Source organism: Burkholderia sp. lig30 (assembly GCF_000687455.2).
Taxonomy (GTDB): Bacteria; Pseudomonadota; Gammaproteobacteria; order Burkholderiales; family Burkholderiaceae; genus Burkholderia.
In genome coordinates this window covers 122,486-146,351 of the sequence record NZ_JGVW01000053.1, presented here as the reverse complement: position 1 = coordinate 146,351, position 23,866 = coordinate 122,486, and the positions used below count along the sequence as shown (strand labels likewise).

Here is a 23,866-nt window from a genome sequence, read left to right as displayed (position 1 = left end):
GGCGCCGCCGCCGCACGCCGTCGGCCCGCTCAAAGTTCGTCTCGTTTATGTCTGCACACCCGAATCCCGACCATCCCGGTACCTCCACGCATCCCCCCACGCTTCACCGCGCGCTGAAGGCGCGCCACCTGACGATGATCGCCATCGGCGGCTCGATCGGCACCGGTCTTTTTGTCGCATCCGGCGCGTCGATCTCGCAGGCCGGCCCCGGCGGCGCGATGCTCGCGTATCTGCTGATCGGCGTGATGGTCTACTGCCTGATGACGAGCCTCGGCGAGATGGCCGCGTTCATGCCGGTGTCGGGCTCGTTCGCGACCTATGGCGCGAAATACGTCGACGAAGGCTTCGGCTTCGCGCTCGGCTGGAACTACTGGTACAACTGGGCGGTGACGATCGCGGTCGAGCTGGTTGCCGCACAGCTCGTGATGCATTACTGGTTTCCGGACGTGCCCGGGGCATGGTGGAGCGCGCTCTTCCTCTGCGTGATGTTCCTGCTCAACGTGCTCACCGTGCGTGGCTTCGGCGAGGCGGAATACTGGTTCGCGCTGATCAAGGTCGTCACCGTGATCGCGTTCATCGGCGTCGGCCTGCTGATGATCTTCGGCATCCTGAAGGGCCGGCCGAGCACCGGCTGGAGCAACTTCACGATCGGCGACGCGCCGTTCGCGGGCGGGCTGCCGGCGATGATGGGCGTCGCGATGATCGCGGGCTTCTCGTTCCAGGGCACCGAGCTGATCGGCATCGCGGCCGGCGAATCGGAAAATCCGCGCACGACGATCCCGCGCGCGGTGCGGCAGGTGTTCTGGCGCATCCTGCTGTTCTACGTGCTGGCGATCTTCGTGATCGGCATGCTGATTCCCTATACCGACCCGAACCTGCTGAAGAGCAACGTGACCGACGTCGGCGTCAGTCCGTTCACGCTGGTGTTCCGTCACGCCGGCCTCGCGTTCGCGGCGGGCGTGATGAACGCGGTGATCCTGACGGCGGTGCTGTCGGCGGGCAACTCCGGGATGTACGCGTCGACGCGCATGCTCTACAACCTCGCGACCGAAGGCCGTGCGCCGAAGGTGTTCGCGAAGCTGTCGCCGGGCGGCGTGCCGCGCAACGCGCTGTACGCGACGACGGCGGTCGGCGCGCTGTGTTTCCTGACCTCGCTGTACGGCGACAAGACGGTCTACATGTGGCTGCTCAACACGTCCGGGATGACGGGCTTCATCGCGTGGCTCGGCATCGCGGTCAGTCATTACCGCTTCCGCAAGGGCTACGTGAAGCAGGGCTACGCGGTCGACCAGCTGCCGTACGAATCGGCGTGGTTTCCGTACGGGCCGATCTTTGCGTTCGTGCTGTGCGTCGCAATCGCGCTGGGCCAGGACTACCAGGCGTTCCTCGCGAACCGGATCGACTGGGTCAGCGTGCTCGCGACCTATGTCGGCATTCCGTTGTTCTTCGCGGTGTGGGGCGGCTACCGGCTGATGCACAAGAGCCGCTTCGTGCGCTACGAGGACATGGAGATCGCGCCCTGGGTCGCCGAAAGCCGTGCGGAGCAGCGCGGCATGCAGCCGCAGACGATCGCGACGCCGGAAACGGTGGCGTGACGGCGGCGGCATCGCGCCGCGCGTGAACGACGAAACGGGAAGCCGCGATGCTTCCCGTTTTTTTTGTCCGCATTGATCTACGCGCGGCCAAAGGCGGTTATATTTCCCGACCCTTTTCCGGGCTGCCGGCCGATCGGTGCCGACAGTGCTCGACAGATCGGCGACCGATGCGCGCATCGCACATCGATCTGATCGGCCGGCGCCCGGTGTTTCAACAGCCCGCGGGACCGGAACGGTCGACCGGGCGCAACCGAGAGGAATTCATGAGCGCATCACCTGCCGAGCGGACGGCCGAGCCTGTTTCCATCGCGCGAATCGAAGCCGCGATCAACGCGTGGCGCGAAGTGTACCCGCCGGCTCCCGACGGCGAGGACGGGTACGGGCTCGATCCGGCCAGCAACTGTCTTGCCGAAGTCTATGGCGCGATGATCTGCTTCCAGTGGACGAGCGTGCCGTTCGAGACGTTGAACGCCGACCAGCGCGACGCGCTGGTCGCGACGGAAGGGTAAGGGCAAGGCGCGCATGCGCGATGTCCTGACATTGCGCCGCGTGCCGCCGTCCGGCGCCGCTTCGTGCCGGGTTGGAGTACCAATGCCCTGAGGGTATAGTTTTGAATGTCGGAGCGGGCAAGCGACGTGAATCTTGTGCCGGAGACGCTGCGCGAAACTGATTTGGCATGACGTCGATATTCAAAAGGTATGAGCATGGAACTGCGGCACCTTCGCTATTTCGTCGCGGTCGCCGAGGAGCGCAACTTCACGCGCGCGGCCGAGCGCCTGCACATCGCGCAGCCGCCGCTGAGCCGGCAGATCCAGCAACTGGAGGAAACGCTCGGCGTGCAGCTGTTCGAGCGCAACGCGCGGCCGCTCAAGCTGACCGACGCGGGCCGCTTCTTCTATTCGCATGCGGTGCAGCTGCTCGCGCAGACGGTGGAACTGGAGTCGATGACGAAACGGGTCGGCAAGATCGAGCGCAGCATGTCGGTCGGCTTCGTCGGTTCGACGCTCTACGGGATGCTGCCGAAGATCATCCGTCGCTTTCGCGACGAACATCCGGCGGTGGAACTGAGCCTGCACGAACTGTCGACGATGGACCAGATCAAGGCGCTGAAGGAAGGGCGCATCGACGTCGGGTTCGGCCGCATCCGCCACGAAGACCCGAGCGTGCGGCGGGTCGTGCTGCGCGAGGAGCGGATGATCGTCGCGCTGCCGCTCGGCCATCCGCTCGCCGACGCGAAACCGGTGCTGTCGCTGCATGATCTCGTCGGCGAGACGCTGATCATCTTCCCGAAAGCGCCGCGGCCGAGTTATGCGGATCAGGTGCTGGCCGTGTTCCACGACCGCGCGCTGAAGCCGCGCCGCCTCTACGAGACGCGCGAGCTGCAGATCGCGCTCGGGCTCGTGGCCGCGGGCGAGGGCGTGTCGGTGGTGCCGCAGAGCGTGCACGGGATGAAGCGCGACGACGTCAGCTACAAGGAACTGGACGACCCGAACCTCGTGTCGCCGATCATCATGAGCATGCGCATGATGGACGAATCGGAGGACCTCCGTGCGATGCAGGCGCTGATCTACCGCCTCTACGACGAGGCGAAGATGTCCTATCTGCCGCCGCAGGCGTGACGGCGCCGCCCGCCGGCGCGCTTGACGCCGCGCGCATCGCCCGGCCAACATGGCGCGGGATTCGAGCGGGATTCGAGCACGCGATTCGCGCGGCCGGCCGCTTTCACACGATAACGAGACCAAGAGACGTCATGACACATTCCGACACCGAGGAGACATGGATCGAGACGCCGCAGGGCCGTCTCTTTGCGAAACGCTGGCGCGGCCGCGCCGGGACCGATGCCGGGCCATGCCCGATCGTGCTGCTGCACGATTCGCTCGGCTGCGTGGATCTCTGGCGGGATTTCCCGGCCAGGCTCGCGCAGGCCGCGCAGCGCGACGTGATCGCCTACGACCGCCTCGGGTTCGGCCGCTCCGATCGTCATCCGGGGCAACTGGGCGAGGCCTTCGTGCGCGACGAGGCGGAGCATGCGCTCAGCGCGCTGCGCGAACAGCTCGGCGTCGATGCGTTCATCGCGTTCGGCCACAGCGTTGGCGGCGGGATGGCCGTGGCGTGCGCCGCGCGGTTCTCCGCGCAATGCCGCGCCCTCGTGACGATCGCCGCGCAGGCGTTCGTCGAGGACCGCACGCTCGCGGGCATTCGCGATGCCGACCGGACGTTCGCCGAGCCGGGCCAACTCGATCGGCTCGCGCGCTATCACGGCGACAAGGCGGAATGGGTGCTGCGCGCGTGGGTCGACACGTGGCTCGCACCGGCGTTTCGTGACTGGAATCTCGACGACCTCCTGCCGCGCGTGCGATGTCCTGCGCTCGCGATCCACGGCGAACACGACGAATACGGCTCGCTGCGTCATCCGGACCGGATCGCGGCGCTGAGCGGCGGCGCGTCCAGCGTCGAAATCCTGCGCGATTGCGGACACGTGCCGCATCGCGAGCATCCGCAGGCCGTGCTCGACGCCGTAACGGGCTTCCTGCGCGCGCACGGAGCCTGAGCGCGGCGCGCGGCAAGGGCGCGACACGGATGGCGGCGCGCCGGGCGGCCGGAGCAGCCGCTCATGCCGCGCGTCCGGACTCTTGTCACCAAAATCGCCGCCAGCCGCCAGCCGCCAGCCGCCAGCCGCCAGCCGCCAGCCGCCAGCCGCCAGCCGCCAGCCGATGCGTCGGCATCGCCGGCAGCGGTCGCGTACGACGGCCCGGTGACGGATTCCGTCCCGGGCAGGCTCAGAAGGCGAGCTGCACCGCGAGATCGACGACGAGTATGGCGATCGAGCAGCCGATCCCCGCGAGCACGTTCGGGATGCGGTGTTCGAAGTCCCGGTCCTTGCGCATCGCCGCACCCGCGAGGAAGGCTGCCTCGATCGCGATCTGCAGCCCGACGAACATCAGCATCAGCAGATACTCGTACCCCATGCCCTTGAAGCCCGCGAAGTGCATGCCGTGGTCTCGAATCCACTGTCCGACGCGCATCAACTCGTACGCGAACAGCAGGGCCGGGAACAGATAGCTGACGATGTAGGTCGGCACGGTGGCGTGCCGAAACTCGAGGTGCATGTGATGGGTGGTGGCCATGACGAATCCCTCCGTTCCGAATCGACGACGATCGCGGCCGCAGCACGGCAACTGGCGCACCCGGCGGGCGAGCCGGAACGCTTCTTGCGCGGCCGTATGAATCAGCATAGCGCGCCGCGGCCGATTTGGCGCTTGGGGAACGGCCTGATCGCCGCGCGATCGGCGATGGTCGAACGAATCTGCGCCGGACGTCGCACGCGGGCGGCGCGCGACGCGTGACCGGCAGCCGCAGGCGGCCGGCGCGAGCTGGCGTGTTCAGCGCAACTCGCGCGAATCAGTGCAGCCGGTCGATCGTGCTCAGGATCGACTGTCCGCTCGCCGTCAGCCGCGCGCGGCGGTAGCCGGACGTCAGCTGGTCGAGCGCGACGAGCTGGCGCTCGACCAGTGCGTTCAGGTCGTCCCCGTCGAGCGCGGCGGGATCGGTCGTGTGCTCGATCAGCAGGAGCACGGCGAATTCGTGCGGACTCAGCATGGTCGTTTCTCCGGAGAGTCAGCGCGCCGGCGCGATGGCGGGGCGGACGGCGTCTGTCTCGAATGTCGGAGGGCACGCCCGCAACCGCCCGGTTCGTCGCGCGCCCGATCTCGCCGTATGGCGGATAAATCAAAACTAGGCATTTTCGGCGGAGATCGCGACGTGCATTTTGTCGCAGACGGGGCGCTCGTCCTCGGGGCGCGACACGGCGGCGGATGCGCGATGCCGCTCAGGGCCGCGCGACGATGCGGTAGCCGGGCGGCGGGGCGAGCTGGCGTACGCGTCCGCGCAGCGGCGACGGGCGCGCCCCTTCCGCCGCGTCAGAAATGCCCGGTGAACCGGTAACGGCTGCCCGGATGCCAGAGATTGACCGCCGACGCGACGACGCCATGCGACCAGGTGCGCCGGTGCAGCAGCAGGCACGGCTCGCGTTCGTCCATCGTCAACAGGCGGCGCGTTTCCGCGTCCGGCATCGCAGCCTCGATCCGGTATTCGACGCGCTGCAGCGGCGCGACGCGCATCAGGTACTGGTTCGGCGTCGTCGCCGTGAAATCCTGCAGCGCGTATTCCGGCGCGACGGCCGGATTGACCCAGCGTTCCTCGAGCTGCACCGGCGCATCGTTTTCGAAATGCAGCACGCGTGAATGGAAGATCGGGCTGCCGGGGCCGAGCTGCATCTCGTCGGCGAGCGTCGCGTCGGCCACCGCCGCGCCCACCTGCAGCACCTGCGCCCGGTACGCATGACCGCGCGCGGCGATCTCGTCCGAGATGCTGCGGATCGCGACGAGCGTCGATTCGTACTTGGTCTGCGCGACGAAGGTGCCCGCGCCGCGCGTGCGAGTGAGCACTCGCTCCGCCGTCAGCTCGCGCAGCGCGCGATTGACGGTCATGCGCGCGACGTTGAAGTCGCGCGCGAGCTCGTTCTCCGACGGCACCTGATCGCCTTCCGCCCATTCGCCGGCATGAATGCGCGCGAGGATGAAATCCTTGATTTCCTGATAGATCGGTGTGGTCATTCTGTTTCTGTTCCAGAGGAGGCCGCCCGCTGCCGGAGCCGCGGGGCGCCGCTCGGCCGGCGCGTCTGCCCGGCCGGAGTGTACCGGGTTCCTGCCCGTGCCGGCCCGAATGCCGGTGAATGATCCCCGTTTACACGGCGCGCGTCCACGCGGGGAATCCGCGGGTTCACGCGCGCCGGCACGCGTGTCAGTGAACGCCGCGGGCTGCTTCCCACAGATCGCGGGACCCGATGCTCGCATGCCATGTGTCGAACTGGCTCCGCCATTGCTCGAACGGTTGTCCGAGCGGATGGCGCGGATCGCCGCTCAGCGAATAGGCCATGCCCTCGATCAGCCATCTCGGCCCGGTCGCCACCGCGAGATTGCCGAGCGATTCCGCCTGCCGGTGGTGAATCATCTCGTGAGCGACATAGAACGGTTTCCAGCCGCGCGGCGCGACCACGAGGCCGAAGTTTCCGATTGCTTCCGCTGCGCGCCGCCCGATGCCGAACGTATCGGCGCAGGCCTGCGTCGTGCAGAACACGACGCGCGGCGACTGGTGAAATGCGCCGACCGCAGCGGCCGCCATGCCGGTGCCGTCGTGGTAGAGCGCGCGCGCGTCGTCGAGCGCGGCCAGGTTATCCGTGCAGATTCGCGTGTCCGGGCACGTGATCCCCGGCATCAGCGCGGGGACGACAACGCGCAGCGGTTTGACGAGGGCGAGCGCGGCGGCGGGCAACGCGACAAAGACGGCGACGGCGACGATCAGCGGGCGTTTGATTTTCATGGCGGCGGGCGGTGAATGGGGGGCGGATGCAGCATATACCAGTCAGTTGCATCAGGCCCCGGCTGCGCCGGACGCGAGCGGCGGCGCGGGCGGTTCGAGCGACCGCCGCGCGCATAGCGAGTCCGGGGCGTTCTGGCGCGGCACGGCCGACGGACGAAATCGCCCGGTCGACGCCGGCCCCGCCGGGCGAGACGTGCCCGTACAAGACGGAATCAGACATTGCGCCTAAAAAGTATAGACAAGTCATCTGAATCCGAATCATGGCGAAGTAAACATTCGGAAAGCGGATGTCAAGTTGCGCGCAGGAATCATGTCGATGAAATATAAGGAAATTTGTCGATAGAGATGCAGTCGTCAGACAATTAGAGGCAAATACGGATGGCGATCCATGCACATAAACGGCAAAGTTGTATGTACAACTTGGGTGGCCGCTCAGCGGTGCTCCGGTTGTGCAGGCGCACGGGCGCCGGACTGGGTGCCGGCCGTACCGGCGTGATGCGTGCGGCGGCCCGTCCGCCCTCTCAGTTCGTCACTTACAGGAACGCCATGATTTTCGATGGATTTGGCCCGCTGTTGTGGGCAGGCACGGTCGAGACCGTGAAGCTCGCGGTGCTGTCGCTCGCCGCGGCGCTGGTGCTGGGGCTCGCCGGCGCGGCGGCGAAGCTGTCGCCGAACCGCGCATTCGCCGCGCTCGGCACCGCTTACACGACGCTGATCCGCGCGGTGCCCGATCTCGTGCTGATGCTGCTGCTGTTCTACGGGATGCAGATCCTGCTGAACCAGTGCACCGACCTGCTCCGGATCGACCAGATCGACATCGACCCGTTCGTGGCCGGGGTGGTCACGCTCGGCTTCATCTACGGCGCGTACTTCACCGAGACGTTTCGCGGCGCGTTCCTCGCGGTGCCGCGCGGCCAGCTCGAGGCCGGCTTCGCATACGGGATGAGCGGCTGGCGCGTGTTCCGCCGCATCCTGTTCCCGCAGATGATGCGCTTCGCGCTGCCGGGCATCGGCAACAACTGGCAGGTGCTCGTGAAGGCGACCGCGCTCGTGTCGATCATCGGTCTCGCCGACGTCGTCAAGGCATCGCAGGACGCCGGCAAGAGCACGCTGAACTTCTTCTTCTTCACGCTGGCGGCGGGCGCGATCTACCTCGCGATCACGACCGTTTCCAATGTCGTACTGCATCGCCTCGAGAAGCGTTACTCGGTCGGCGTCCGGAGGCTTGCACTGTGATCGAAATCATCAGCCAGTACTGGCAAAACTATCTGTATAGCGACGGTTACCGGATGAGCGGGCTCGCGATCACGCTGTGGCTGCTCGTCGTGTCGATCGCACTCGGCTTCTGCCTCGCGGTGCCGCTCGCGATCGCGCGCGCATCGAGCAATCGCTGGGTGTCGGGGCCGGTGTGGTTCTACACGTACGTGTTTCGCGGCACGCCGCTCTACGTGCAGCTGCTGATGTGCTACACGGGCATCTACAGCCTGCAGGTCGTGCATGACCACGCGATGCTCGACGCGTTCTTCCGCGACGCGATGAACTGCACGCTGCTCGCATTCGTGCTGAACGAGTGCGCGTACGCGACCGAGATCTTCGCCGGCGCGATCAAGTCGACGGCGGCAGGCGAGATCGAAGCGGGCGTCGCCTACGGGATGTCGCGCTTCAAGCTCTATACGCGGATCATCCTGCCGTCGGCGCTGCGCCGCTCGCTGCCGAGCTACAGCAACGAGGTGATCCTGATGCTGCACGCGACGACGCTCGCGTTCACGGCAACCGTGCCGGACATCCTGAAGGTCACGCGCGACGTGAATTCCGCCACCTACATGTCGTTCCAGGCCTACGGCCTGGCTGCGGTGCTGTACGCGGTAATCGTCTTCGCGCTGATCTGGGGGTTCCGCAAGCTGGAAGCACGCTGGCTCGCGTACCTCGCGCCACGCGGCCATTAACGAATCTGGAAGGACATACGCATGTACAAGCTCATCGTTGAGGATCTGCACAAGAAGTTCGGCGACAACGAAGTGTTGAAGGGTGTCACGCTGAAGGCCAAAGCCGGCGACGTGATCAGCATCATCGGGTCGAGCGGCTCGGGCAAGAGCACGTTTCTTCGCTGCATCAATTTTCTGGAGCAGCCGTGCTCGGGGCAGATCACGCTCGGCAGCGAAGCGATCCAGACGACGCGCGACCGCAACGGCGCGCTGCGCGTCGTCGACCAGAAGCAGCTGCAGCGCATGCGCACCAAGCTCGCGATGGTGTTCCAGCACTTCAACCTGTGGGCGCACATGACGGTGATGGAGAACATCATCGAAGCGCCGATGGCGGTGCTCGGGATCGGCAAGGACGAGGCCGTGGCGCGGGCGCGCAAGTATCTCGAGAAGGTCGGGCTGCCGGCGCGGGTGGAAGGCATGTATCCGTCGCACCTGTCCGGCGGCCAGCAGCAGCGCGTGGCGATCGCCCGCGCGCTGGCGATGGAGCCCGAGGTGATGCTGTTCGACGAGCCGACGTCGGCGCTCGATCCCGAGCTGGTCGGCGAAGTGCTGAAGGTGATGCAGGCGCTCGCCGAGGAAGGGCGGACGATGGTCGTCGTCACGCACGAGATGGGGTTCGCGCGGAACGTGTCGAATCACGTGATTTTCCTGCATCAGGGCAAGATCGAGGAGCAGGGGCATCCGCAGGAGATCCTCGTCAATCCGAAGAGCGAGCGGCTGGGGCAGTTCCTGTCGGGGCGGCTGAAATAACGCGCGCCGCGTGATGCGGCGCCCGCGCGCCCGGGCCCGCGGCCTTGCGGGCCGCCTCCGCCTCGAGCAGCGCGTGCAGCGTCACGCGTCGCTCGCCTGACGCGCCGCGCGCGGCATCCGCGGTGACGTCGTACGGTTCGTTGTCGTGGATCGTCGCGCGCACGATCGGATAGATCTGCGTCTCCCACTTGTTGCCGTTGAAGACGCCGTAGTGCCCGACACCCGTCTGCACGTGGTGCGTCTTCAGATACGGCGGCAGGCCGGAGCACAGATCCTGCGCGGCGACGGTCTGCCCCACCGCGCAGATGTCGTCCTTCTCCCCTTCGACCGTCAGCAGCGCGGTGCGATGAATCGCGGCCGGCTCGACGAGCCGCCCGCCCACCATCAGTTCGCCGCGCGGCAGCGCGTATCGCTGAAACACTTTTTCCACCGTCTCCAGATAGAACTCGGCGGTCAGGTCGGCCGTCGCGAAATATTCGTCATAGAAATGGCGGAGCATGTCGGCCTTCGTCGGGTCACCCTTCGCGCGTTCGTAATACATGTCGGAAAGCGACGACGCGTGCCGGTTCGGATTCATCGACATGAATGCGCCGAGCTGCACGAAGCCCGGATAGACGCAGCGCTGCGCGCCCGAAAAGCCTGGCGGCACGACGCTGATCAGATGGCGCGCGAACCATTCGATCGGGTAGCGGTTCGCCAGCTCGTTGACCTTCGTCGGGCTGACGCGGCAATCGATCGGCCCGGCCATCAGGGTCAGGCTTGCCGGCTGCGCGGGGTCGCTGTCCGCCGCCATCAGCGACACGGCGGCGAGCGCCGCGACCGTCGGCTGGCAGATCGCCAGCACGTGCGTGTCCGGACCGATATGCCGGATGAAGTCGATCAGGTGCGTGACGTATTCGTCGAAACCGAAGCGCCCCGCGCTCAGCGGGATGTCGCGCGGATTGTGCCAGTCGGTGATATAGACGTCGTGATCGGCGAGCATCGTGCGTACCGTGCCGCGCAAAAGCGTCGCAAAATGACCGGACATCGGCGCGACGATCAGCACGCGCGGCTGCTTCAGCGGCCTGAGCTTGCGGAAATGGAGCAGCGCGGCGAACGGCGTGCCCGCCGCGATTTCCTCGACGACCGGCACCGCGTCGCCATCGACGTCGACGGCGTCGATCCCGAACGGCGGACGGCGATGCGAGAACGCGCTGCATTCGAGCAGCTCGCACCATGCGTCGATGGTGCGGCCGGCCGGAACCGACGTCGACGGCGGCCAGTGCGACAGGGTCGCGCGTGCGAACGACGCCCATGCGCGCGCCGGCCGCATGCATTCCGACAGCCACTGGTACAGAGGGTACGCGAGCATGTTCATGACCATTCCGCCTCGAGCCGCTTCACTTCGAAGCAGGCAATAGATGTGCCAGTCCATCCGCCTGCCGGGCGATGCTGGCACGCGCTTTGCGCCGCTCCGCCTGCAGGGTGAAGCAGGCGATTCCCGCCGCGCGCGACGCGACGCGCGACAGCCGCGCCGGCCGCGGCTCCCCGCTTCCCGGTCCCGGTCCCGGTACGCGAATGCCCCCCGATTGCGCGCCGTTGCGCTGCGCGCGGCACCGGGAAGGTGCATCGGCCGTCGAGAACCGGTCATTTTGGTGCGGTGTCGCGGCACGCCTATTCAGGAGGACGAGATGGAATCCACTGACGTAACCACTTTGACGATCAGTAGTCGAAATTATTCGTCGTGGTCGATGCGCGGCTGGCTGCTGGCCAGGCTCAGCGGCCTCGAATTCGAAACGGTGATGGTGCCGATCGACGCGGCGTCCCGCGCGGAACTGCTGTTGCTGTCTCCGTCCATTCTGGTGCCGTGCCTGACCCACGAAGGCATCAAGGTGTGGGATACGCTCGCGATCGCCGAATATCTGAACGAGACCCGGCCGCAAGCGCGGCTCCTGCCGCAGGATCGTCATGCTCGCGCTCATTGTCGCGCGATTTGTGGCGAGATGCACTCGGGTTTCAGCGCATTGCGCTCGGCGTTGCCGATGAATCTGCGCGCGCATTTTCCGAATTTCCGGATCTGGTCGCGCGCGCAGCTCGACATCGCGCGGATCGTCGCGGTCTGGCGCGAATGCCTGGCACGCTACGGCGGTCCGTGGCTGTTCGGCGAGATCAGCGTCGCGGACGCGATGTACGCGCCGGTCGTCACGCGCTTCCTCACGTATGACGTGAAGCTCGATCCCGACATCGCCGATTACTGCATGCGCGTGCTCACGCACCCGTTCGTCGCCGAATGGATCGAGGCGGCGAAGGCGGAGAAGGAGGACATCGACGAGCTGGACATGGAGTTCTGAGCGGAAGCGAAAACGAAAGACGTGCAGGCCACGCAAGTGGCACGTTGCGTCGCATATCCGGCGATTCAGGGAGGCGGCCCGACGAAACTTTCCTTGTAGCGTAGTCTGCGTGTGAGTAGAGTAAGTTACATGAACTCTCGCAACGACTGGCTTCTCCTGGTTCTGACATTCCCGACCGACAATGCCACGGCGCGGATGCGGTTCTGGCGAGCGCTGAAGGCCCGAGGCTGTGCGGTCTTGCGGGACGGTGCCTACCTGCTTCCCGCAGGCGCCGCCGCGGAAACGGACCTGCTCGACCTCGCGCGTGGCATCGACGATGCCGGCGGTACCGCGCATCTTGTCGACGTCCGCAACCGGGACGACGACCAGCGGCGCCTGTTTGAGGCTCATTTCGACCGGGGTGACGAATACCGTGCGTTCATGCGGGGGCTCGCCGACGTTCGCAAGACCTTGTCGGCGTTGTCGCCGGCGGAGGTCGAGCGTCTGCTCCGGCGAGCACGGAAAGACTACGAGGCCATCGTCGCCATCGACTTCTTTCCGGGCGAGACAGGTACTCAGGCCGAGGCCGCCTGGCAGGACTTTGTCGCGCTGGCGGACACCGTGCTGTCCCCTGGCGAGCCACATTCGGCCGAAGGCGCGATTCGCGCGCTGCGGCGCGACGATTACCAGCGGCGAACCTGGGCGACGCGTCAGCGGATCTGGGTCGACCGTGTGGCAAGCGCGTGGCTCGTCCGGCGCTTCATCGATGCCGCGCCGCGCTTTCTGTGGCTCGCGTCGCCGGGCGAGTGCCCGCGCGACGCGCTGGGTTTCGATTTCGACGGGGCGACGTTCACGCACGTCGGCGACCGCGTGACGTTCGACGTGTTGATGGAAAGCTTTGGTCTCGCGGACGAGCCCGGCCTGGCCCGGCTGGGGAAGATGGTTCATGCGCTGGATGTCGGCGGGCCGGCCATTCCCGAAGCAGTCGGGTTCGAGGCGGTCATGACCGGCGCAAGGCAGCGCGGATTGAGCGATGACGAGATGCTGGCCGAAATGAGCGTCGTGCTCGATTCGCTGCTCGCGCATTTCGCCGCAAGCGACAAGGCCCGGCCGGGGGCAAGCCCATGACTGCTGCCACGCAGGCCGTCCCCCGCTACACGCTGGTCCAGCTGGTGGCCTACATGCTGCGTCTCGGCACGTTCGGCTTTGGCGGACCGGTCGCGCTGGCCGGCTACATGCGGCGCGACCTCGTCGAGCGCCGGGGCTGGATTACCGAAGCCGACTACAAGGAGGGCCTCACGCTCGCCCAGCTCGCGCCGGGTCCGATGGCCGCGCAGCTCGCCATCTATCTCGGGTTCGTGCATTTCCGGGTTCTGGGGGCCACCCTCGTCGGCATCGCGTTCGTGCTGCCGTCGTTCCTGATGGTGCTTGCGCTGGGGTGGGCGTACGCGCACTTCGGCGGCCTTTCGTGGATGCAAGCGGTCTTCTACGGCGTGGGGGCGTCGGTCGTCGGCATCATCGCGATAAGCGCCTGTAAGCTCACCCGAAAAACGGTCGGCGCGGACAAGTTGCTATGGGCGATCTACCTGACGCTGCTGGTCGTGACGTTCGTCACCGAATCCGAGATTGCGTGGCTGTTCATCGCCGCCGGAATGGTCAGCTGGTTTCTCCGGGCGCCGCCGAAATGGCTTCACAAAGGCACGCTCAACGGCATCGCGCTTGGCTATCTTCCGGCCACGAGTGGCGTCGCAAGCGGCCTCGACTTGCCGCTGCTGATGCAGATAGGCGCGTTCTTCACCAAGGCGGGCGCCTTCGTGTTCGGCTCGGGGCTGGCGATCGTGCCGTTCCTGTACGGCGGCGTCGTGACCGAACACCACTGGCTGACCGAGCGCCAGTTCGTCGATGCGGTGGCCGTTGCCATGATCACGCCCGGTCCGGTCGTCATCACGGTGGGATTCATCGGCTATCTGGTCGCGGGCCTGGCCGGCGCATGCGTCGCCGCGCTCGGCACCTTCCTGCCTTGTTATCTTTTCACCGTTCTGCCAGCGCCGTATTTCAAGAAATACGGCCATCTCCCGGCGGTCAAGGCGTTCGTCGACGGCATTACCGCTGCGGCTGTCGGCGCCATCTCCGGCTCGGTGCTGGTGATCGCGAAGCGCTCCATCGTCGACCTCCCGACGGCAGCCGTGATGCTCGTCACGGTGCTGCTGCTCTGGCGCTTCAAGAAGCTGCAGGAACCCGTCATTGTCCTCGCCGCAGCCGCATTCGGGCTGGTGGTGTTTCCGCTCATGCACCTGCGCTAGCCAGCCGATGGAACGAAACGCCGCCTGATACACGGCATGGCGAACCGCAAGTGCGTTGTCTTGCTGGAGGCTGATATGAAATGGGTAACCCGCGAACGGCCCAAGATTGACCGGATTGCGTGTCCTTGGCTCATCGCACGCTTCATCGACAAGGCGCCGGAATTCCTCTTTGTACCGCCGAAAGACGTGCTCGCGGTGGCAGAAACCGAGGGCGCATTGCCTTACGACATTCCTGGCGTCGAACTCTCGCACGTTGGCGAGCTGTGCAGTTTCGATGCGTTCCTGACGAAGTACAAACTGGATGCGCCACCGCTTCAGCAGCTTGCCGCCATTGTGCGCGGAGCGGATACGTCCCGACTGGAACTCACACCCCAGTCGGCCGGCTTGTATGCCATTTCGCTAGGCCTCTCCAGGACTTTCCCGGACGACCACGACATGCTCCGGCACGGAATGGTGATGTACGACGCGCTCTACGCATGGTGCGAGAGCTGTCAGAGTGAGACTCACAACTGGCCGCCACAGATGTAGTTCATTGCGGCGCATGGCAGGCAAGAAAAGGCCCGCGCTCGGCGGGCCAAATGTCAAAAACGAGGACGTGTAAGTAAAAGTCTAGCCCCTTGTCGCCGTGCCGTTAAGCAGGTAAACCCGTTTCTCCTCCAAATATCCGACATTCCGTCCAGTCGGTCAGCTATGGGGAAATCCCGCAATTGGCCCTGGCAATGCCCGCCGGATTGTGGACGCCATCGATCTCGATAAAGCCCTGCATGTGCCCGGACAGCCCTCGAGATCCGACTCGCTCAAGGCCGGTAGCTTGATGCATCCACCACCGACTGCACCGGAGCAAGCCATGAGCGATGTCGCGAAGAGTCACTGCACACCATTGACGAGATCCAGTCCTATTGGTCCGATGTTCGCGATTTGATTTGGGGAACGCACGTCAAATTCATTGCCGCCGGAGAGGCGCTGCTTGCGCAACACCAATTCGACGCGCTCGATTTCATCGACAGGTTGAGAGAAGCGACCGCGGCAGGCGGTCAAATCACCATGACGGCATGGGACGCGCTGTTGCGCCCCGCAAATACGAGCACGGCGACCGTGCACGCAATCCCGAACGGTGCCGCGACACCGGTGCCGCATCGTGTAGCAGGCCATGCCGACCTCGATACGCCGGCAGACGACCCGCGCGCTTGATGGCGCGCCTTGACGCGCCCACCCGAATGCTGGCGTGGTGTCAGGGCGCGACCGAAGGGCTTCCAGGTTATCTCGGCACCCCCCGGCATGGACCCATCACCGGACTATCGGGCCGCCCGCAGCATCTCGTAGGCCCGGTGAATGCGGCGCTTCTTCTGGTCTTGCAAGTAGGCAATCGCGTCGTCGACGGCATCGGGCTGGCCGAATCGGGATGTGCATTCACGAAGCAACGCTTCGCTGGCGACGATGTCGTTCAGCGCGCCCAGTTCGTCCTGGGCATCCTTTAATCGCTCAATCGTCGCTTGATGGCTGACACCGAGGACGGGCGAGAAAAATTCGAGCAAGTACCGCAACTTCTTTCCCGCAATCCGGACGTCGTGAAGCGCAGCGTAGCCGGACACTTCATGCAACGTGGCATGTTTTATACGCCTTTCCAGTGCCTTTTCAGCCAATTTCACCCGATCCTTGGCGAATTCCGCCAACGGCGGTTTCGAGGCGGCAGAAGCCAGCTGACCGTTGGCGCTGTCCATCGCGCGTTCCAGTACTCCGTTGAGGCCGGCTTCCTGGATGGTGCGAAAACTGAACGAAACCGCGTCGCGACGACAGTCGTCCACACACGCCAGCAACGAAGTGCGCGGGTGCCGGGCCGATTCGTATGCGACGAGCAGTTCGCGCACGATATCCCAGTCGCGCGTTTTGCCGGCGGCGGCGGCAAGCACTTTGAACTGGTTTCGCCAACGCTCGGCATCGGCCTCGTCGAGCAGGGGCCGGTAGGCCCACCAGAGCGACCGCAACCGTCGCAGTGCGACACGCAGCTTGTGAAATACCTCCGGGCTGGCGTGCGCATCGACCTGGTCCGCTCGCCGCACGGCCTCGTGGGCACCCGCGGTGGCCAACAGCAGAAACGCCTCGTCAACGGATATGCCCGGCTTCTCCAGGCCTGAAATCTGGCGGATGGAAGACGAACGTCGGCAGGACGTGTCGTTCGATTCCGGCCCTGCCGGACCGGCGGATGGCAGATTCATCGCATGACCTTCCAGCAACTGGAAAGAGTGAGAAACGCGGAACAGCATCCAATGAGAAAGCCCACCGGCACTTGACGAGCGTCAAGCGCCCCTTTTTACCCGGTCAACGAACCGGATGCGCCCGGGGCACGCGGGATGCCAGTTCACCCTCAAAGACTGAATTCGAGCGTATTGCCGCCACTGCGTGACTTTTTGGGATGACTGTGTTCGTTGGCTCGCGGAATAGCGCCAACGGTGTGTACTTAACTGTTTGGGGGGCGAAGAATGCTTCTGTTTTTCCCAACCAGGCTCCAGCCACTGTCGGCCGTGCTATTCGGATTCTCTTCCAGAAGCCACCACGTGTCGCACACGGAGCATCGATGGAAGGCGACCTTCACGCGTGCCCTGAACATTGGGCGATGCTTCCGGGGCCGGCCGTCCTGAATCAAAGCCGGATGAGCATTGCCATTCGGCCAGGATTGAAGAAATTCTTCGCATGCTTTGCAGTGCATCAGATGTTATGGCGTCACCAAATTGACACATTCTATATGTGCGCTCGCAATTGGTGTGGCACTTAATGCAGTTTCGGCTGTTGAGGATGCCGGCGGTCTGAAGCGCCTGGGAAGGGAGGGGGCGTCGTCCCGCCAGAGCGCCCGCAGTTGGCATAGCGCGACATGCCGCTGATGAAACCCCTCGGGGTGGGCGTGCGAATCGACTCGGCCAACTCGCCGCACGACCGCCCAGGTGGTCGCTGTGGCCAATAACGGAAACGCCTCGTCAACGGATATGCAGGGCGTCTCCATACTGGAAAGCTGATTGTCGGGGAGCGGATGTCAACGGGAATTTTCGTTCGATTCCAGCTCCGTCGGGCTGACGGATGGCAGGTTCATCGCAACACTCCGCAGAAGATCTCGAGGCCGGCGCTCGGTAGAGTGTGACGAAGTCTTGCTTAGGAGCCTGCGTCAACAGGTACCGGCGCGTCAGTTGAACCGGGCAACATGGGTCGAAGCATGTTCGCAATTGCGTCTTCGGAGACCGCTGCGCTGTACAGGAAACCCTGGCCTTCGACGCAGCCGTGCTCGATGAGAAAGCGCCGATGAATATCGAGCTCCACGCCTTCTGCGACCACATCGAATTTCAACGCGTTGGCGATTGCGATGACGGCAACCGTCAGCGCTTCGTAACCGGTGTCGCGGCCGATTTCCTGGACGAACGCCCGGTCAATCTTGACACGGTCGATACTGAAGCGTTTCAGGTAGCTCAAGCTTGAGTAGCCGGTACCGAAGTCATCAATCGCGATTTTCACGCCAAGCTCGCGCAAGTCGCGCAACACCCGCGCTACCGCCTCGGCATTGCGCATGAGTGCGCCTTCCGTCACTTCGAGTTCAAGCATGTCCGCCGGCCAGCCGGCGTCGTCCAGCGCGGAGCGCACGATGTTCAACAGGTCGGAGTGCTCCAGTTGAAGCGGCGAAACATTGACCGACACCCGGATTGGCGCCTGGCCGGCGTCGCGCCATTGCCCAGCCTGCAGGCACGCCGTGCGCAGCACCCATTCACCGATGTCCCGAATCATTCCCGTTTCTTCGGCGACAGGGATGAATACGGCAGGCGATACGTTGCCAAGCTCCGCGTCATGCCAACGCAGCAAGGCCTCGACACCCACGACACGCCCGGTCATCATGTCAATCTGGGGCTGATAGGCTACCCGCAAGCCCTGGGCCTTGACCGTTTGTCTCAGCCGGGTCGAAAGCTGCAATTTCTCGGCGGCTGCACGATGCAACTCCGGTCGGTAGAACTGGTAGCCGTTTCGTCCATTCGCCTTCGCCAGGTACATTGCCGCATCCGCGTTTCGTATCAATGTGTCGGCATCTTCCCCGTCGTGCGGATAAGTGCTGATGCCAATACTGGCTTCGATATACAGCTCCTGCTCCTCGACATGAAATGGCTCGGCCATCTCGGCAATCAGTCTGTCAAGCATCGGTATCAACTGTCCGTCCGTCAACGGCTCGACAACGATGAGGAACTCGTCTCCGCCGTAACGCGCGACCAGGTCGCCGGCGCGCACCAGTCGCTGCAAGCGTTTCGCGACGCACACCAGAAGCGCGTCGCCTACGCGGTGGCCGAGCGAATCATTGACCTCCTTGAAGCGGTCGAGGTCGAGAAAGAGCACTGATACCTGGCCATCGCTCCCGGCCGCACGCCGAATCATCTCCGTCAGGCGCTCGTCGAGGTGAGTGCGGTTTGGCAGGTCAGTCAATGCGTCGTACCGCGCCTGATGCTGCAGGCGAGTCTGATATTCGACCAATGCCGTGACGTCGCTCATGACACAGACATGGTGAGTGACCGCGCCACTCTCGTCGCGCACTGGGGCGCCGAGGACATTGACCCAAAATCGTTCGCCGCTTTTGCGTGTGCAGAACAGCGTGACGTTCGCTTCGGTGTTGCTGTCCATGGCCTGGCGCACGTGCTCCCACGTCTGCGCCTCACCTGCCCCCCCAAAGAGCGTATTGCAGTCGGCACCGGCTACATCTGACGGCGAATAGCCGGTGATGCGTTCGAAGGCCTGGTTCGCGAACGTCACGACATGACGGTCATTCTGCCGTTCTGCGATGATGATTCCGTTGATGCTTGCGTCTATCGCCCTGGCTTGCAGGCGCAGAGCCAACTCGGCATCGCGTCGGGCCGTGATGTTTTCGTACGCGATAAGTACGCCAGTGACGGCACCGCTCTGGTCTTTCAGCGGCAACTTGGTTTCCGAAAGCCAGACTTCCGAGCCATCGACGGCAACCGCCGCACGCTCAAAGTGCTTTTTGGTCACTTCGCCCCGCATCACGCGCGCATCTTCATCCAGGACCTCCTGCGGGTCGTCGCCCCAGTGCAACGCCCAATCGGTCAGACCAATCAGGGCACTTCGGGACGGCAGCCCCGCATCGCGCGCATAAATCTCATTGCCGCCAGCGTAGCGATGGTCGGCGTCTTTCCATGCAATGCCCTGCGGAATATGGTCGAGTACATACTCGAGGGTTTGCTTCGACTTGAACAACTCTGCCGTCGCCATCGTCTCGGTGGTGACATCCACCATGACAGCCATGGTGGACGGGGAGCCTTCGAATTCCACGTTCAGGTAATGAACGTCCATCGAACGACGTTCCCCCGCTTTCGTCTGATACATCCATACGCCGATTGACTGCGTTTCGCCGTAGACTGCCTCGGGTTTCGATGCGCGAGCGTCTGTCAGGCGTACAAATTCCTCTGCCGGACACACATCCTGCATCGACATGTTCAACAACTCGGAATCTGAATAGCCGAATGCACGTACTGCCGCACCATTGACGGCAACGATGCGCAGAGAGGCATCGTCAAATATCCAGATAGGCAATGGATGTTCGTCAAAGAACCGCTGGTACTTCGCCCGAGCCGTGTCGGCCGCATGCAGGGCCGTTCTTAATTTGCGCGAGATGAGCGCGTTCCAGCGAATCAGTGCGAGCAGCAGAATCGACGCCGTCGCACCGCAGGCCAGTACGGCATCCGTGACCCATTTCGCATCCGAGGAGGACTTGCCGACAGTGGCGCCAATGGTGGCGTCGGCCGCCATCCTGGCGTCAACGACCTCTTCAAGCGCGCTGTAGAAGTAGGCGTCAATGGTACTCAATGCAGGGTCGCTCAGCCTGACACTCCCGGGATGCAAGGTCGCCCGCATCGCCAACGCATTGCTATGCGTCGCCAGCGTCCGAATCGTCCGGTCGAGGTCGTCGAGCCGGGAGCGGCATTCGACGCTTTGCCGACAGCCTTCGCGTGCGTCACCCGTCAGATCGAGGAGCGGCGATAGAGGGAAGATGTAAGCCGTACGCTTGTAGAAGGCACGGGTTCCAATCAGCGTGTAGAGCGCCCCGTGTTCATCAAGCATCATCTGCTGGACCTGGTCGAGGTCCTGCTTCAAACGCCCGGAAGCTTGCAGAGTATGCAGTGAATTGTCCTGCTCGCGCGTCTGGCGCACTGTCAGAAACGTGCTCAGCGCAATCGCCAGGAGAATGACCGCAATCACGACGAACGTGACGGTTCTACGCAGAACCTTTCTGCTCAAGATGCCTCCTCCCGTCCTGACATCTTGACTTTGCCCCACCGTCTGGCGGCTATCGGCGCGAGTGTCTTGCTTCTTCACCATACATTGCCGGCGTACACGACCTAGTTTTCATAAGAGCATGGCCTGGCCGCCGTGGCGGGTTCCAGCACGGCTTCGTACCACGGCACTTCAATGAAGCGAGTGACGCGCTGCAAAATCTGCCAGAAAACGCTTTCGAACGAGCGCGCACGCATGACCTGATTCATGTGCTCCGCGAGCGGGTCCGCAAAATTCCACCTGACAATGGCCGGCCTCCCCGGAAACACAGGCGCAGGATATTCCTCTACGCAACCGTCCATCGCGATGACCAGGTCCATCTGCGGCGCCCACTCGCTCGTGAATTCGAACCAGCTTTTCGGACTGAGCAGGTCGAGGGCGGAGATGCCTGGACGCAGTTGCGTCAACGCCAGTGAATGTACGCACGCTGCCGGTTCCGCTCCGGCGCTGAATGCGTCAAACCGATGGCCTGCCAGTTCGCGCAGCAGTGCCTCGGCGATGATGCTGCGTGCTGAATTCTCCCGGCAGAGAAACAGCACCCGATACTTTCTGGTCACGCTCCCGCCCCGTCGTTTGCCTTTCTGATTTTGTTCGGGATTCTGCCGAGCAAGTCTTGCACTTCCGTGACATGACTGGCTGCCGACGGCTCCGTGGACAGCGACACATGTTTCTCGCCACGTTCAGTAGCATTGATTCGCCCCGGTGACCGGCCTTGCGCTTACGGTCGTTCTGCGGAATTTGGTCGACAATGCCGTCCGTTACACGCCCGCCAGCGGAACGGCGGATGTATCCATTACGCGGCCTGGCGACTACCTGACTCTGGAACGGCGGTTTGCTGGCTCGCTATAGGCATCCGCTTCGATGCGTAAGCGGGGCACGATAGTGCTCGACGCGTTGCGTCGCTCATGCACGCGGTCCTGGTGCACCGGAAGTGCCTCGGTCACCGTCAATGAACGTGCACCTCTCTGTCATCGGACAGGCGAGGGAAAAATCGCGGCGTGACTGCCGCATAGTCGCGCCACGCCTGCCCGAATCGCGCTTCCGTGTCGTGTTCCTCCTGCCTGGCGAGGCGAACATACATCACGACGAGTATCGGGAACATGACCAGCGTGACGAGCGTCGGCCATTGCATCAGGAATCCGGTCATGATCAGGACGAACGCGACGTATTGCGGGTGTCGAATTCTGCTGTACGGTCCGGTCGTGGCCAGCGTCCCCGTCCGTTGGGCCTCATACAGCACGTGCCACGCGACGGACAGCAAGTAGAAGCCGCCGATGATGAGCGCGATGCCGAGAAGGTGCGGCAAGCCAAAGTGGGGATTGCCGTGGCGCCCCGTCATCATCCACCACAGGTGGCCAGCATCGTGGGACAGCAGATTGGTTTGAGGAAAACGTGCCTGCATCCATCCCGACAGCAGATAGATGGTCAATGGAAAGCCGTACATCTCCGCGAACAGGGCCACGATGAACCCGGAGAAGGCGCCGAAGGACCGCCAGTCGCGCATCGTCTTCGGCTTGAAGAAGCTGAAGGCGAAAATGATGAAGACGAGAGAGTTGACGACGACCAGTCCCCACAATCCGTAATCGCTACCCGTGCCGCGCATGGTTCTCTCCCGAATCGGCGTGCGTATCGCCTTTCCCCTCGCCATGGTGATGATGTCCATGGTGCATGAACAGATGCATCAAGGGGCAGGAGAAGAGCAGCAGGTAGGGCAACACCCCCAGAACGTGGGCACGGTGCTCCGACAGCAAGAGGAACATCGCTATCGCGCCGAACACCAGCCATGCGATCGCGGCGCGCGATTTCCAGAAGGGACGCGAACTGCGTGAGTCATCGTCCATCGCAACGCTCCCGGGAGAAAGGCTACTTGGCCAGCGGACGGTCCTGCGTGGCCTGACGATCCATCATGGACTGCATCATCAGTTGCATCATGTCCATGCGCTTTTCCATCATTTCATGTCGCTGCGACATCGGCATCTTTGCCGATTGGTCGTTCATCATGCCCATCATGCCCATCATTCCCATGCCGTCCTGCATGGTCTTCATCTGTTCATCCATGAGGGCTGCGCGCTCCTCCGGCGTCCTGGCCGACATCATCTTCTCGTGCATTTCCTGCATCGCACGCATCTGGTCATCGACAGGCGTTGCCTTCTTGACCTTCGGTGCCTTGGCGGTCTTTGCGTTTGCGGGATGATGCGCAGCATGGTCCGTATCGGATGCCGATTCCGCACCCTGCGCGATACCGGCGCCAGCCATCAACGAGATGACCGCGGCAAGAACCCATTTATTCAAATTTTTCACCCTGTTCTCCAATTATTCGACGGCGTACGCGCCAGCCGCTTCCAATGTAGCGCGCACATCCGGAGAGGGATTGACTTCGCTCAATCCGCCACGGAGCGACTTCGTCGTTGAGCTGCGAGCAGGTTTTGCCGCATGACATTCATGAAATCGACACGCAAGGCAGGGCTGCCGCCATTGACGCAAATCAAGCCCGTCAAGCACGAGCCGCTTAGCATCGTTTCAGCAGACAGAACCGGCAGCACCGCAATCGAGGTCAGCCGACACGGCCACAAGGGGGCAGGACATGCAACACTTCTCGACGTTTCGCGCCCGGTGGGTCGCGGTATTGATGACGGCCTTCAGCGTGATGCTGTCCGGGTGTGGCTACAACGCCATCCAGTCCCAGGACGAGCAGGTGAAGGCCAACTGGTCCGAAGTGCTCAACCAGTACCAGCGGCGCGCCGACCTGGTGCCGAATCTTGTCAACACCGTGAAGGGATATGCGAACCAGGAAAAAGAGGTTCTGACGCGGGTGACCGAAGCCCGGGCTCAAGTGGGCGCCATGCGCGCCACGCCGGAACTGCTGGCGGACCCCGCTGCGTTCGCGAAATTCGAGGCGGCCCAGGGACAGCTCACGTCGTCGCTTTCCCGGCTGCTCGTGGTTTCCGAGAACTATCCTCAGCTCAAATCCGACGCCAACTTTCGTGACCTTCAGGCTCAACTTGAGGGCACCGAAAACAGAATCACCGTGGCCCGGAACCGCTACATCCGCTCGGTTCAGGACTACAACGTCACGGTTCGCTCGTTCCCGAACAACCTGACCGCGATGGCGTTCGGCTACAAGGAAAAGCCGAACTTTGCAGTCGCGAACGAAGCGGAAATCGCCAGGCCGCCACGCGTGGACTTTGGCACTACGCCGGCGCCGGCAAGTGGAGCCGCAAATTGAA

At 63.8% G+C, this 23,866-nt stretch carries 24 protein-coding genes; 13 read left to right on the top strand and 11 right to left on the bottom strand.

The window, feature by feature from the left end; genetic code table 11:
• The first annotated feature begins 47 nt into the window (after positions 1-47).
• The 4 genes from LIG30_RS05730 (at position 48) to LIG30_RS05715 (ending at position 4,146) form a co-directional block, all read left to right on the top strand.
• Positions 48-1,595 (top strand): amino acid permease, encoded by a 1,548-nt coding sequence (locus tag LIG30_RS05730; protein ID WP_038710391.1) that lies wholly within the window; start codon positions 48-50, stop codon positions 1,593-1,595.
• A gap of 263 nt (positions 1,596-1,858) precedes the next feature.
• Entirely contained in the window at positions 1,859-2,104 is a 246-nt protein-coding gene (locus tag LIG30_RS05725; RefSeq protein WP_038710437.1) for a DUF3717 domain-containing protein, read from the top strand.
• Between the two features lie 195 nt (positions 2,105-2,299).
• The gene (locus tag LIG30_RS05720; protein ID WP_038710389.1) at positions 2,300-3,214 is read left to right on the top strand and encodes a LysR family transcriptional regulator; all 915 of its coding nucleotides are present in this window, start codon (positions 2,300-2,302) and stop codon (positions 3,212-3,214) included.
• A 131-nt stretch (positions 3,215-3,345) separates the two neighbouring features.
• Positions 3,346-4,146, top strand: a complete 801-nt coding sequence (locus LIG30_RS05715) for an alpha/beta fold hydrolase (protein ID WP_038710388.1) — start codon at positions 3,346-3,348, stop codon at positions 4,144-4,146.
• Positions 4,147-4,375: 229 nt separating this feature from the next.
• Here LIG30_RS05715 and LIG30_RS05710 read toward each other — a convergent pair whose 3' ends face one another.
• The 4 genes from LIG30_RS05710 to LIG30_RS05695 form a co-directional block, all read right to left on the bottom strand.
• The gene (locus LIG30_RS05710; protein WP_038710435.1) at positions 4,376-4,723 is read right to left on the bottom strand and encodes a hypothetical protein; all 348 of its coding nucleotides are present in this window, start codon (positions 4,721-4,723) and stop codon (positions 4,376-4,378) included.
• A 274-nt stretch (positions 4,724-4,997) separates the two neighbouring features.
• Positions 4,998-5,195, bottom strand: a complete 198-nt coding sequence (locus tag LIG30_RS05705; protein WP_038710387.1) for a hypothetical protein — start codon at positions 5,193-5,195, stop codon at positions 4,998-5,000.
• Positions 5,196-5,515: 320 nt separating this feature from the next.
• A complete protein-coding gene (gene hutC, locus LIG30_RS05700) occupies positions 5,516-6,211 on the bottom strand; it encodes a histidine utilization repressor (protein ID WP_038710385.1) in 696 nt (231 codons plus the stop codon).
• 187 nt (positions 6,212-6,398) lie between these two features.
• Entirely contained in the window at positions 6,399-6,977 is a 579-nt protein-coding gene (locus LIG30_RS05695; protein WP_038710384.1) for a membrane protein, read from the bottom strand.
• Between the two features lie 546 nt (positions 6,978-7,523).
• Here LIG30_RS05695 and LIG30_RS05690 point away from each other — a divergent pair.
• The 3 genes from LIG30_RS05690 to LIG30_RS05680 are packed head-to-tail and all read left to right on the top strand — an operon-like array spanning position 7,524 to position 9,712.
• Positions 7,524-8,213 carry an ABC transporter permease gene (locus LIG30_RS05690; RefSeq protein WP_038710382.1) on the top strand — a complete coding sequence of 230 codons (690 nt, stop codon included), beginning with the start codon at positions 7,524-7,526 and terminating at the stop codon, positions 8,211-8,213.
• Entirely contained in the window at positions 8,210-8,923 is a 714-nt protein-coding gene (locus LIG30_RS05685; protein WP_038710380.1) for an ABC transporter permease, read from the top strand. Before LIG30_RS05690 ends, LIG30_RS05685 begins: the two co-directional genes overlap by 4 nt.
• A gap of 21 nt (positions 8,924-8,944) precedes the next feature.
• Positions 8,945-9,712, top strand: coding sequence for an ABC transporter ATP-binding protein (locus LIG30_RS05680; protein WP_038710378.1), 768 nt, complete (start codon positions 8,945-8,947; stop codon positions 9,710-9,712).
• Here the strand turns inward: LIG30_RS05680 and LIG30_RS05675 are convergent.
• Positions 9,660-11,069, bottom strand: coding sequence for a polyhydroxyalkanoate depolymerase (locus tag LIG30_RS05675; protein ID WP_083493922.1), 1,410 nt, complete (start codon positions 11,067-11,069; stop codon positions 9,660-9,662). The two genes, LIG30_RS05680 and LIG30_RS05675, sit on opposite strands and share 53 nt — an antisense overlap.
• 313 nt (positions 11,070-11,382) lie before the next feature.
• Between LIG30_RS05675 and LIG30_RS05670 the strand changes: the two genes are divergently transcribed.
• The 5 genes from LIG30_RS05670 (at position 11,383) to LIG30_RS05650 (ending at position 15,515) form a co-directional block, all read left to right on the top strand.
• On the top strand, positions 11,383-12,042 hold the full coding sequence (locus tag LIG30_RS05670) for a glutathione S-transferase family protein (RefSeq protein ID WP_038710376.1): 660 nt from the start codon (positions 11,383-11,385) through the stop codon (positions 12,040-12,042).
• A gap of 129 nt (positions 12,043-12,171) precedes the next feature.
• Entirely contained in the window at positions 12,172-13,149 is a 978-nt protein-coding gene (locus LIG30_RS05665) for a chromate resistance protein ChrB domain-containing protein (protein WP_038710375.1), read from the top strand.
• On the top strand, positions 13,146-14,324 hold the full coding sequence (locus LIG30_RS05660; RefSeq protein ID WP_038710372.1) for a chromate transporter: 1,179 nt from the start codon (positions 13,146-13,148) through the stop codon (positions 14,322-14,324). Before LIG30_RS05665 ends, LIG30_RS05660 begins: the two co-directional genes overlap by 4 nt.
• Before the next feature lie 75 nt (positions 14,325-14,399).
• Positions 14,400-14,852 carry a chromate resistance protein ChrB domain-containing protein gene (locus LIG30_RS05655; RefSeq protein WP_038710433.1) on the top strand — a complete coding sequence of 151 codons (453 nt, stop codon included), beginning with the start codon at positions 14,400-14,402 and terminating at the stop codon, positions 14,850-14,852.
• A 390-nt stretch (positions 14,853-15,242) separates the two neighbouring features.
• A complete protein-coding gene (locus tag LIG30_RS05650; protein WP_038710369.1) occupies positions 15,243-15,515 on the top strand; it encodes a hypothetical protein in 273 nt (90 codons plus the stop codon).
• Between the two features lie 104 nt (positions 15,516-15,619).
• Here the strand turns inward: LIG30_RS05650 and LIG30_RS05645 are convergent, their stop codons facing one another.
• The 6 genes from LIG30_RS05645 to LIG30_RS05620 all read right to left on the bottom strand — a co-directional run bounded on the left by LIG30_RS05645 (position 15,620) and on the right by LIG30_RS05620 (position 22,940).
• Positions 15,620-16,540, bottom strand: coding sequence for a CHAD domain-containing protein (locus LIG30_RS05645; RefSeq protein WP_160326681.1), 921 nt, complete (start codon positions 16,538-16,540; stop codon positions 15,620-15,622).
• A 928-nt stretch (positions 16,541-17,468) separates the two neighbouring features.
• A complete protein-coding gene (locus LIG30_RS05640) occupies positions 17,469-20,603 on the bottom strand; it encodes a sensor domain-containing protein (protein ID WP_160326680.1) in 3,135 nt (1,044 codons plus the stop codon).
• 101 nt (positions 20,604-20,704) lie between these two features.
• Positions 20,705-21,196, bottom strand: coding sequence for an arsenate reductase/protein-tyrosine-phosphatase family protein (locus LIG30_RS05635; protein WP_038710368.1), 492 nt, complete (start codon positions 21,194-21,196; stop codon positions 20,705-20,707).
• 389 nt (positions 21,197-21,585) lie between these two features.
• Complete coding sequence (locus LIG30_RS05630) at positions 21,586-22,242, bottom strand: methyltransferase family protein (RefSeq protein ID WP_038710366.1); 657 nt, start codon at positions 22,240-22,242, stop codon at positions 21,586-21,588.
• A complete protein-coding gene (locus LIG30_RS05625; RefSeq protein WP_038710365.1) occupies positions 22,226-22,480 on the bottom strand; it encodes a DUF2933 domain-containing protein in 255 nt (84 codons plus the stop codon). The genes LIG30_RS05630 and LIG30_RS05625 overlap by 17 nt, the downstream gene beginning before the upstream one ends.
• A 22-nt stretch (positions 22,481-22,502) precedes the next feature.
• Complete coding sequence (locus LIG30_RS05620; protein ID WP_038710429.1) at positions 22,503-22,940, bottom strand: hypothetical protein; 438 nt, start codon at positions 22,938-22,940, stop codon at positions 22,503-22,505.
• Positions 22,941-23,223: 283 nt separating this feature from the next.
• Here LIG30_RS05620 and LIG30_RS05615 point away from each other — a divergent pair, with 283 nt between their 5' ends.
• Positions 23,224-23,865 (top strand): LemA family protein, encoded by a 642-nt coding sequence (locus tag LIG30_RS05615; protein ID WP_038710363.1) that lies wholly within the window; start codon positions 23,224-23,226, stop codon positions 23,863-23,865.
• Position 23,866: the final 1 nt, after the last annotated feature.

What these genes read in the sequence shown, in the direction of transcription:
- LIG30_RS05730 (WP_038710391.1), top strand. Translation starts at nt 48, where the DNA reads ATGTCTGCACACCCGAATCCCGACCATCCCGGTACCTCCACGCATCCC.
- LIG30_RS05725 (WP_038710437.1), top strand. Translation starts at nt 1,859, where the DNA reads ATGAGCGCATCACCTGCCGAGCGGACGGCCGAGCCTGTTTCCATCGCG.
- LIG30_RS05720 (WP_038710389.1), top strand. Translation starts at nt 2,300, where the DNA reads ATGGAACTGCGGCACCTTCGCTATTTCGTCGCGGTCGCCGAGGAGCGC.
- LIG30_RS05715 (WP_038710388.1), top strand. Translation starts at nt 3,346, where the DNA reads ATGACACATTCCGACACCGAGGAGACATGGATCGAGACGCCGCAGGGC.
- LIG30_RS05710 (WP_038710435.1), bottom strand. Translation starts at nt 4,723, where the DNA reads ATGGCCACCACCCATCACATGCACCTCGAGTTTCGGCACGCCACCGTG.
- LIG30_RS05705 (WP_038710387.1), bottom strand. Translation starts at nt 5,195, where the DNA reads ATGCTGAGTCCGCACGAATTCGCCGTGCTCCTGCTGATCGAGCACACG.
- hutC (WP_038710385.1), bottom strand. Translation starts at nt 6,211, where the DNA reads ATGACCACACCGATCTATCAGGAAATCAAGGATTTCATCCTCGCGCGC.
- LIG30_RS05695 (WP_038710384.1), bottom strand. Translation starts at nt 6,977, where the DNA reads ATGAAAATCAAACGCCCGCTGATCGTCGCCGTCGCCGTCTTTGTCGCG.
- LIG30_RS05690 (WP_038710382.1), top strand. Translation starts at nt 7,524, where the DNA reads ATGATTTTCGATGGATTTGGCCCGCTGTTGTGGGCAGGCACGGTCGAG.
- LIG30_RS05680 (WP_038710378.1), top strand. Translation starts at nt 8,945, where the DNA reads ATGTACAAGCTCATCGTTGAGGATCTGCACAAGAAGTTCGGCGACAAC.
- LIG30_RS05675 (WP_083493922.1), bottom strand. Translation starts at nt 11,069, where the DNA reads ATGAACATGCTCGCGTACCCTCTGTACCAGTGGCTGTCGGAATGCATG.
- LIG30_RS05670 (WP_038710376.1), top strand. Translation starts at nt 11,383, where the DNA reads ATGGAATCCACTGACGTAACCACTTTGACGATCAGTAGTCGAAATTAT.
- LIG30_RS05665 (WP_038710375.1), top strand. Translation starts at nt 12,172, where the DNA reads ATGAACTCTCGCAACGACTGGCTTCTCCTGGTTCTGACATTCCCGACC.
- LIG30_RS05660 (WP_038710372.1), top strand. Translation starts at nt 13,146, where the DNA reads ATGACTGCTGCCACGCAGGCCGTCCCCCGCTACACGCTGGTCCAGCTG.
- LIG30_RS05655 (WP_038710433.1), top strand. Translation starts at nt 14,400, where the DNA reads ATGAAATGGGTAACCCGCGAACGGCCCAAGATTGACCGGATTGCGTGT.
- LIG30_RS05645 (WP_160326681.1), bottom strand. Translation starts at nt 16,540, where the DNA reads ATGAATCTGCCATCCGCCGGTCCGGCAGGGCCGGAATCGAACGACACG.
- LIG30_RS05630 (WP_038710366.1), bottom strand. Translation starts at nt 22,242, where the DNA reads ATGCGCGGCACGGGTAGCGATTACGGATTGTGGGGACTGGTCGTCGTC.
- LIG30_RS05625 (WP_038710365.1), bottom strand. Translation starts at nt 22,480, where the DNA reads ATGGACGATGACTCACGCAGTTCGCGTCCCTTCTGGAAATCGCGCGCC.
- LIG30_RS05615 (WP_038710363.1), top strand. Translation starts at nt 23,224, where the DNA reads ATGCAACACTTCTCGACGTTTCGCGCCCGGTGGGTCGCGGTATTGATG.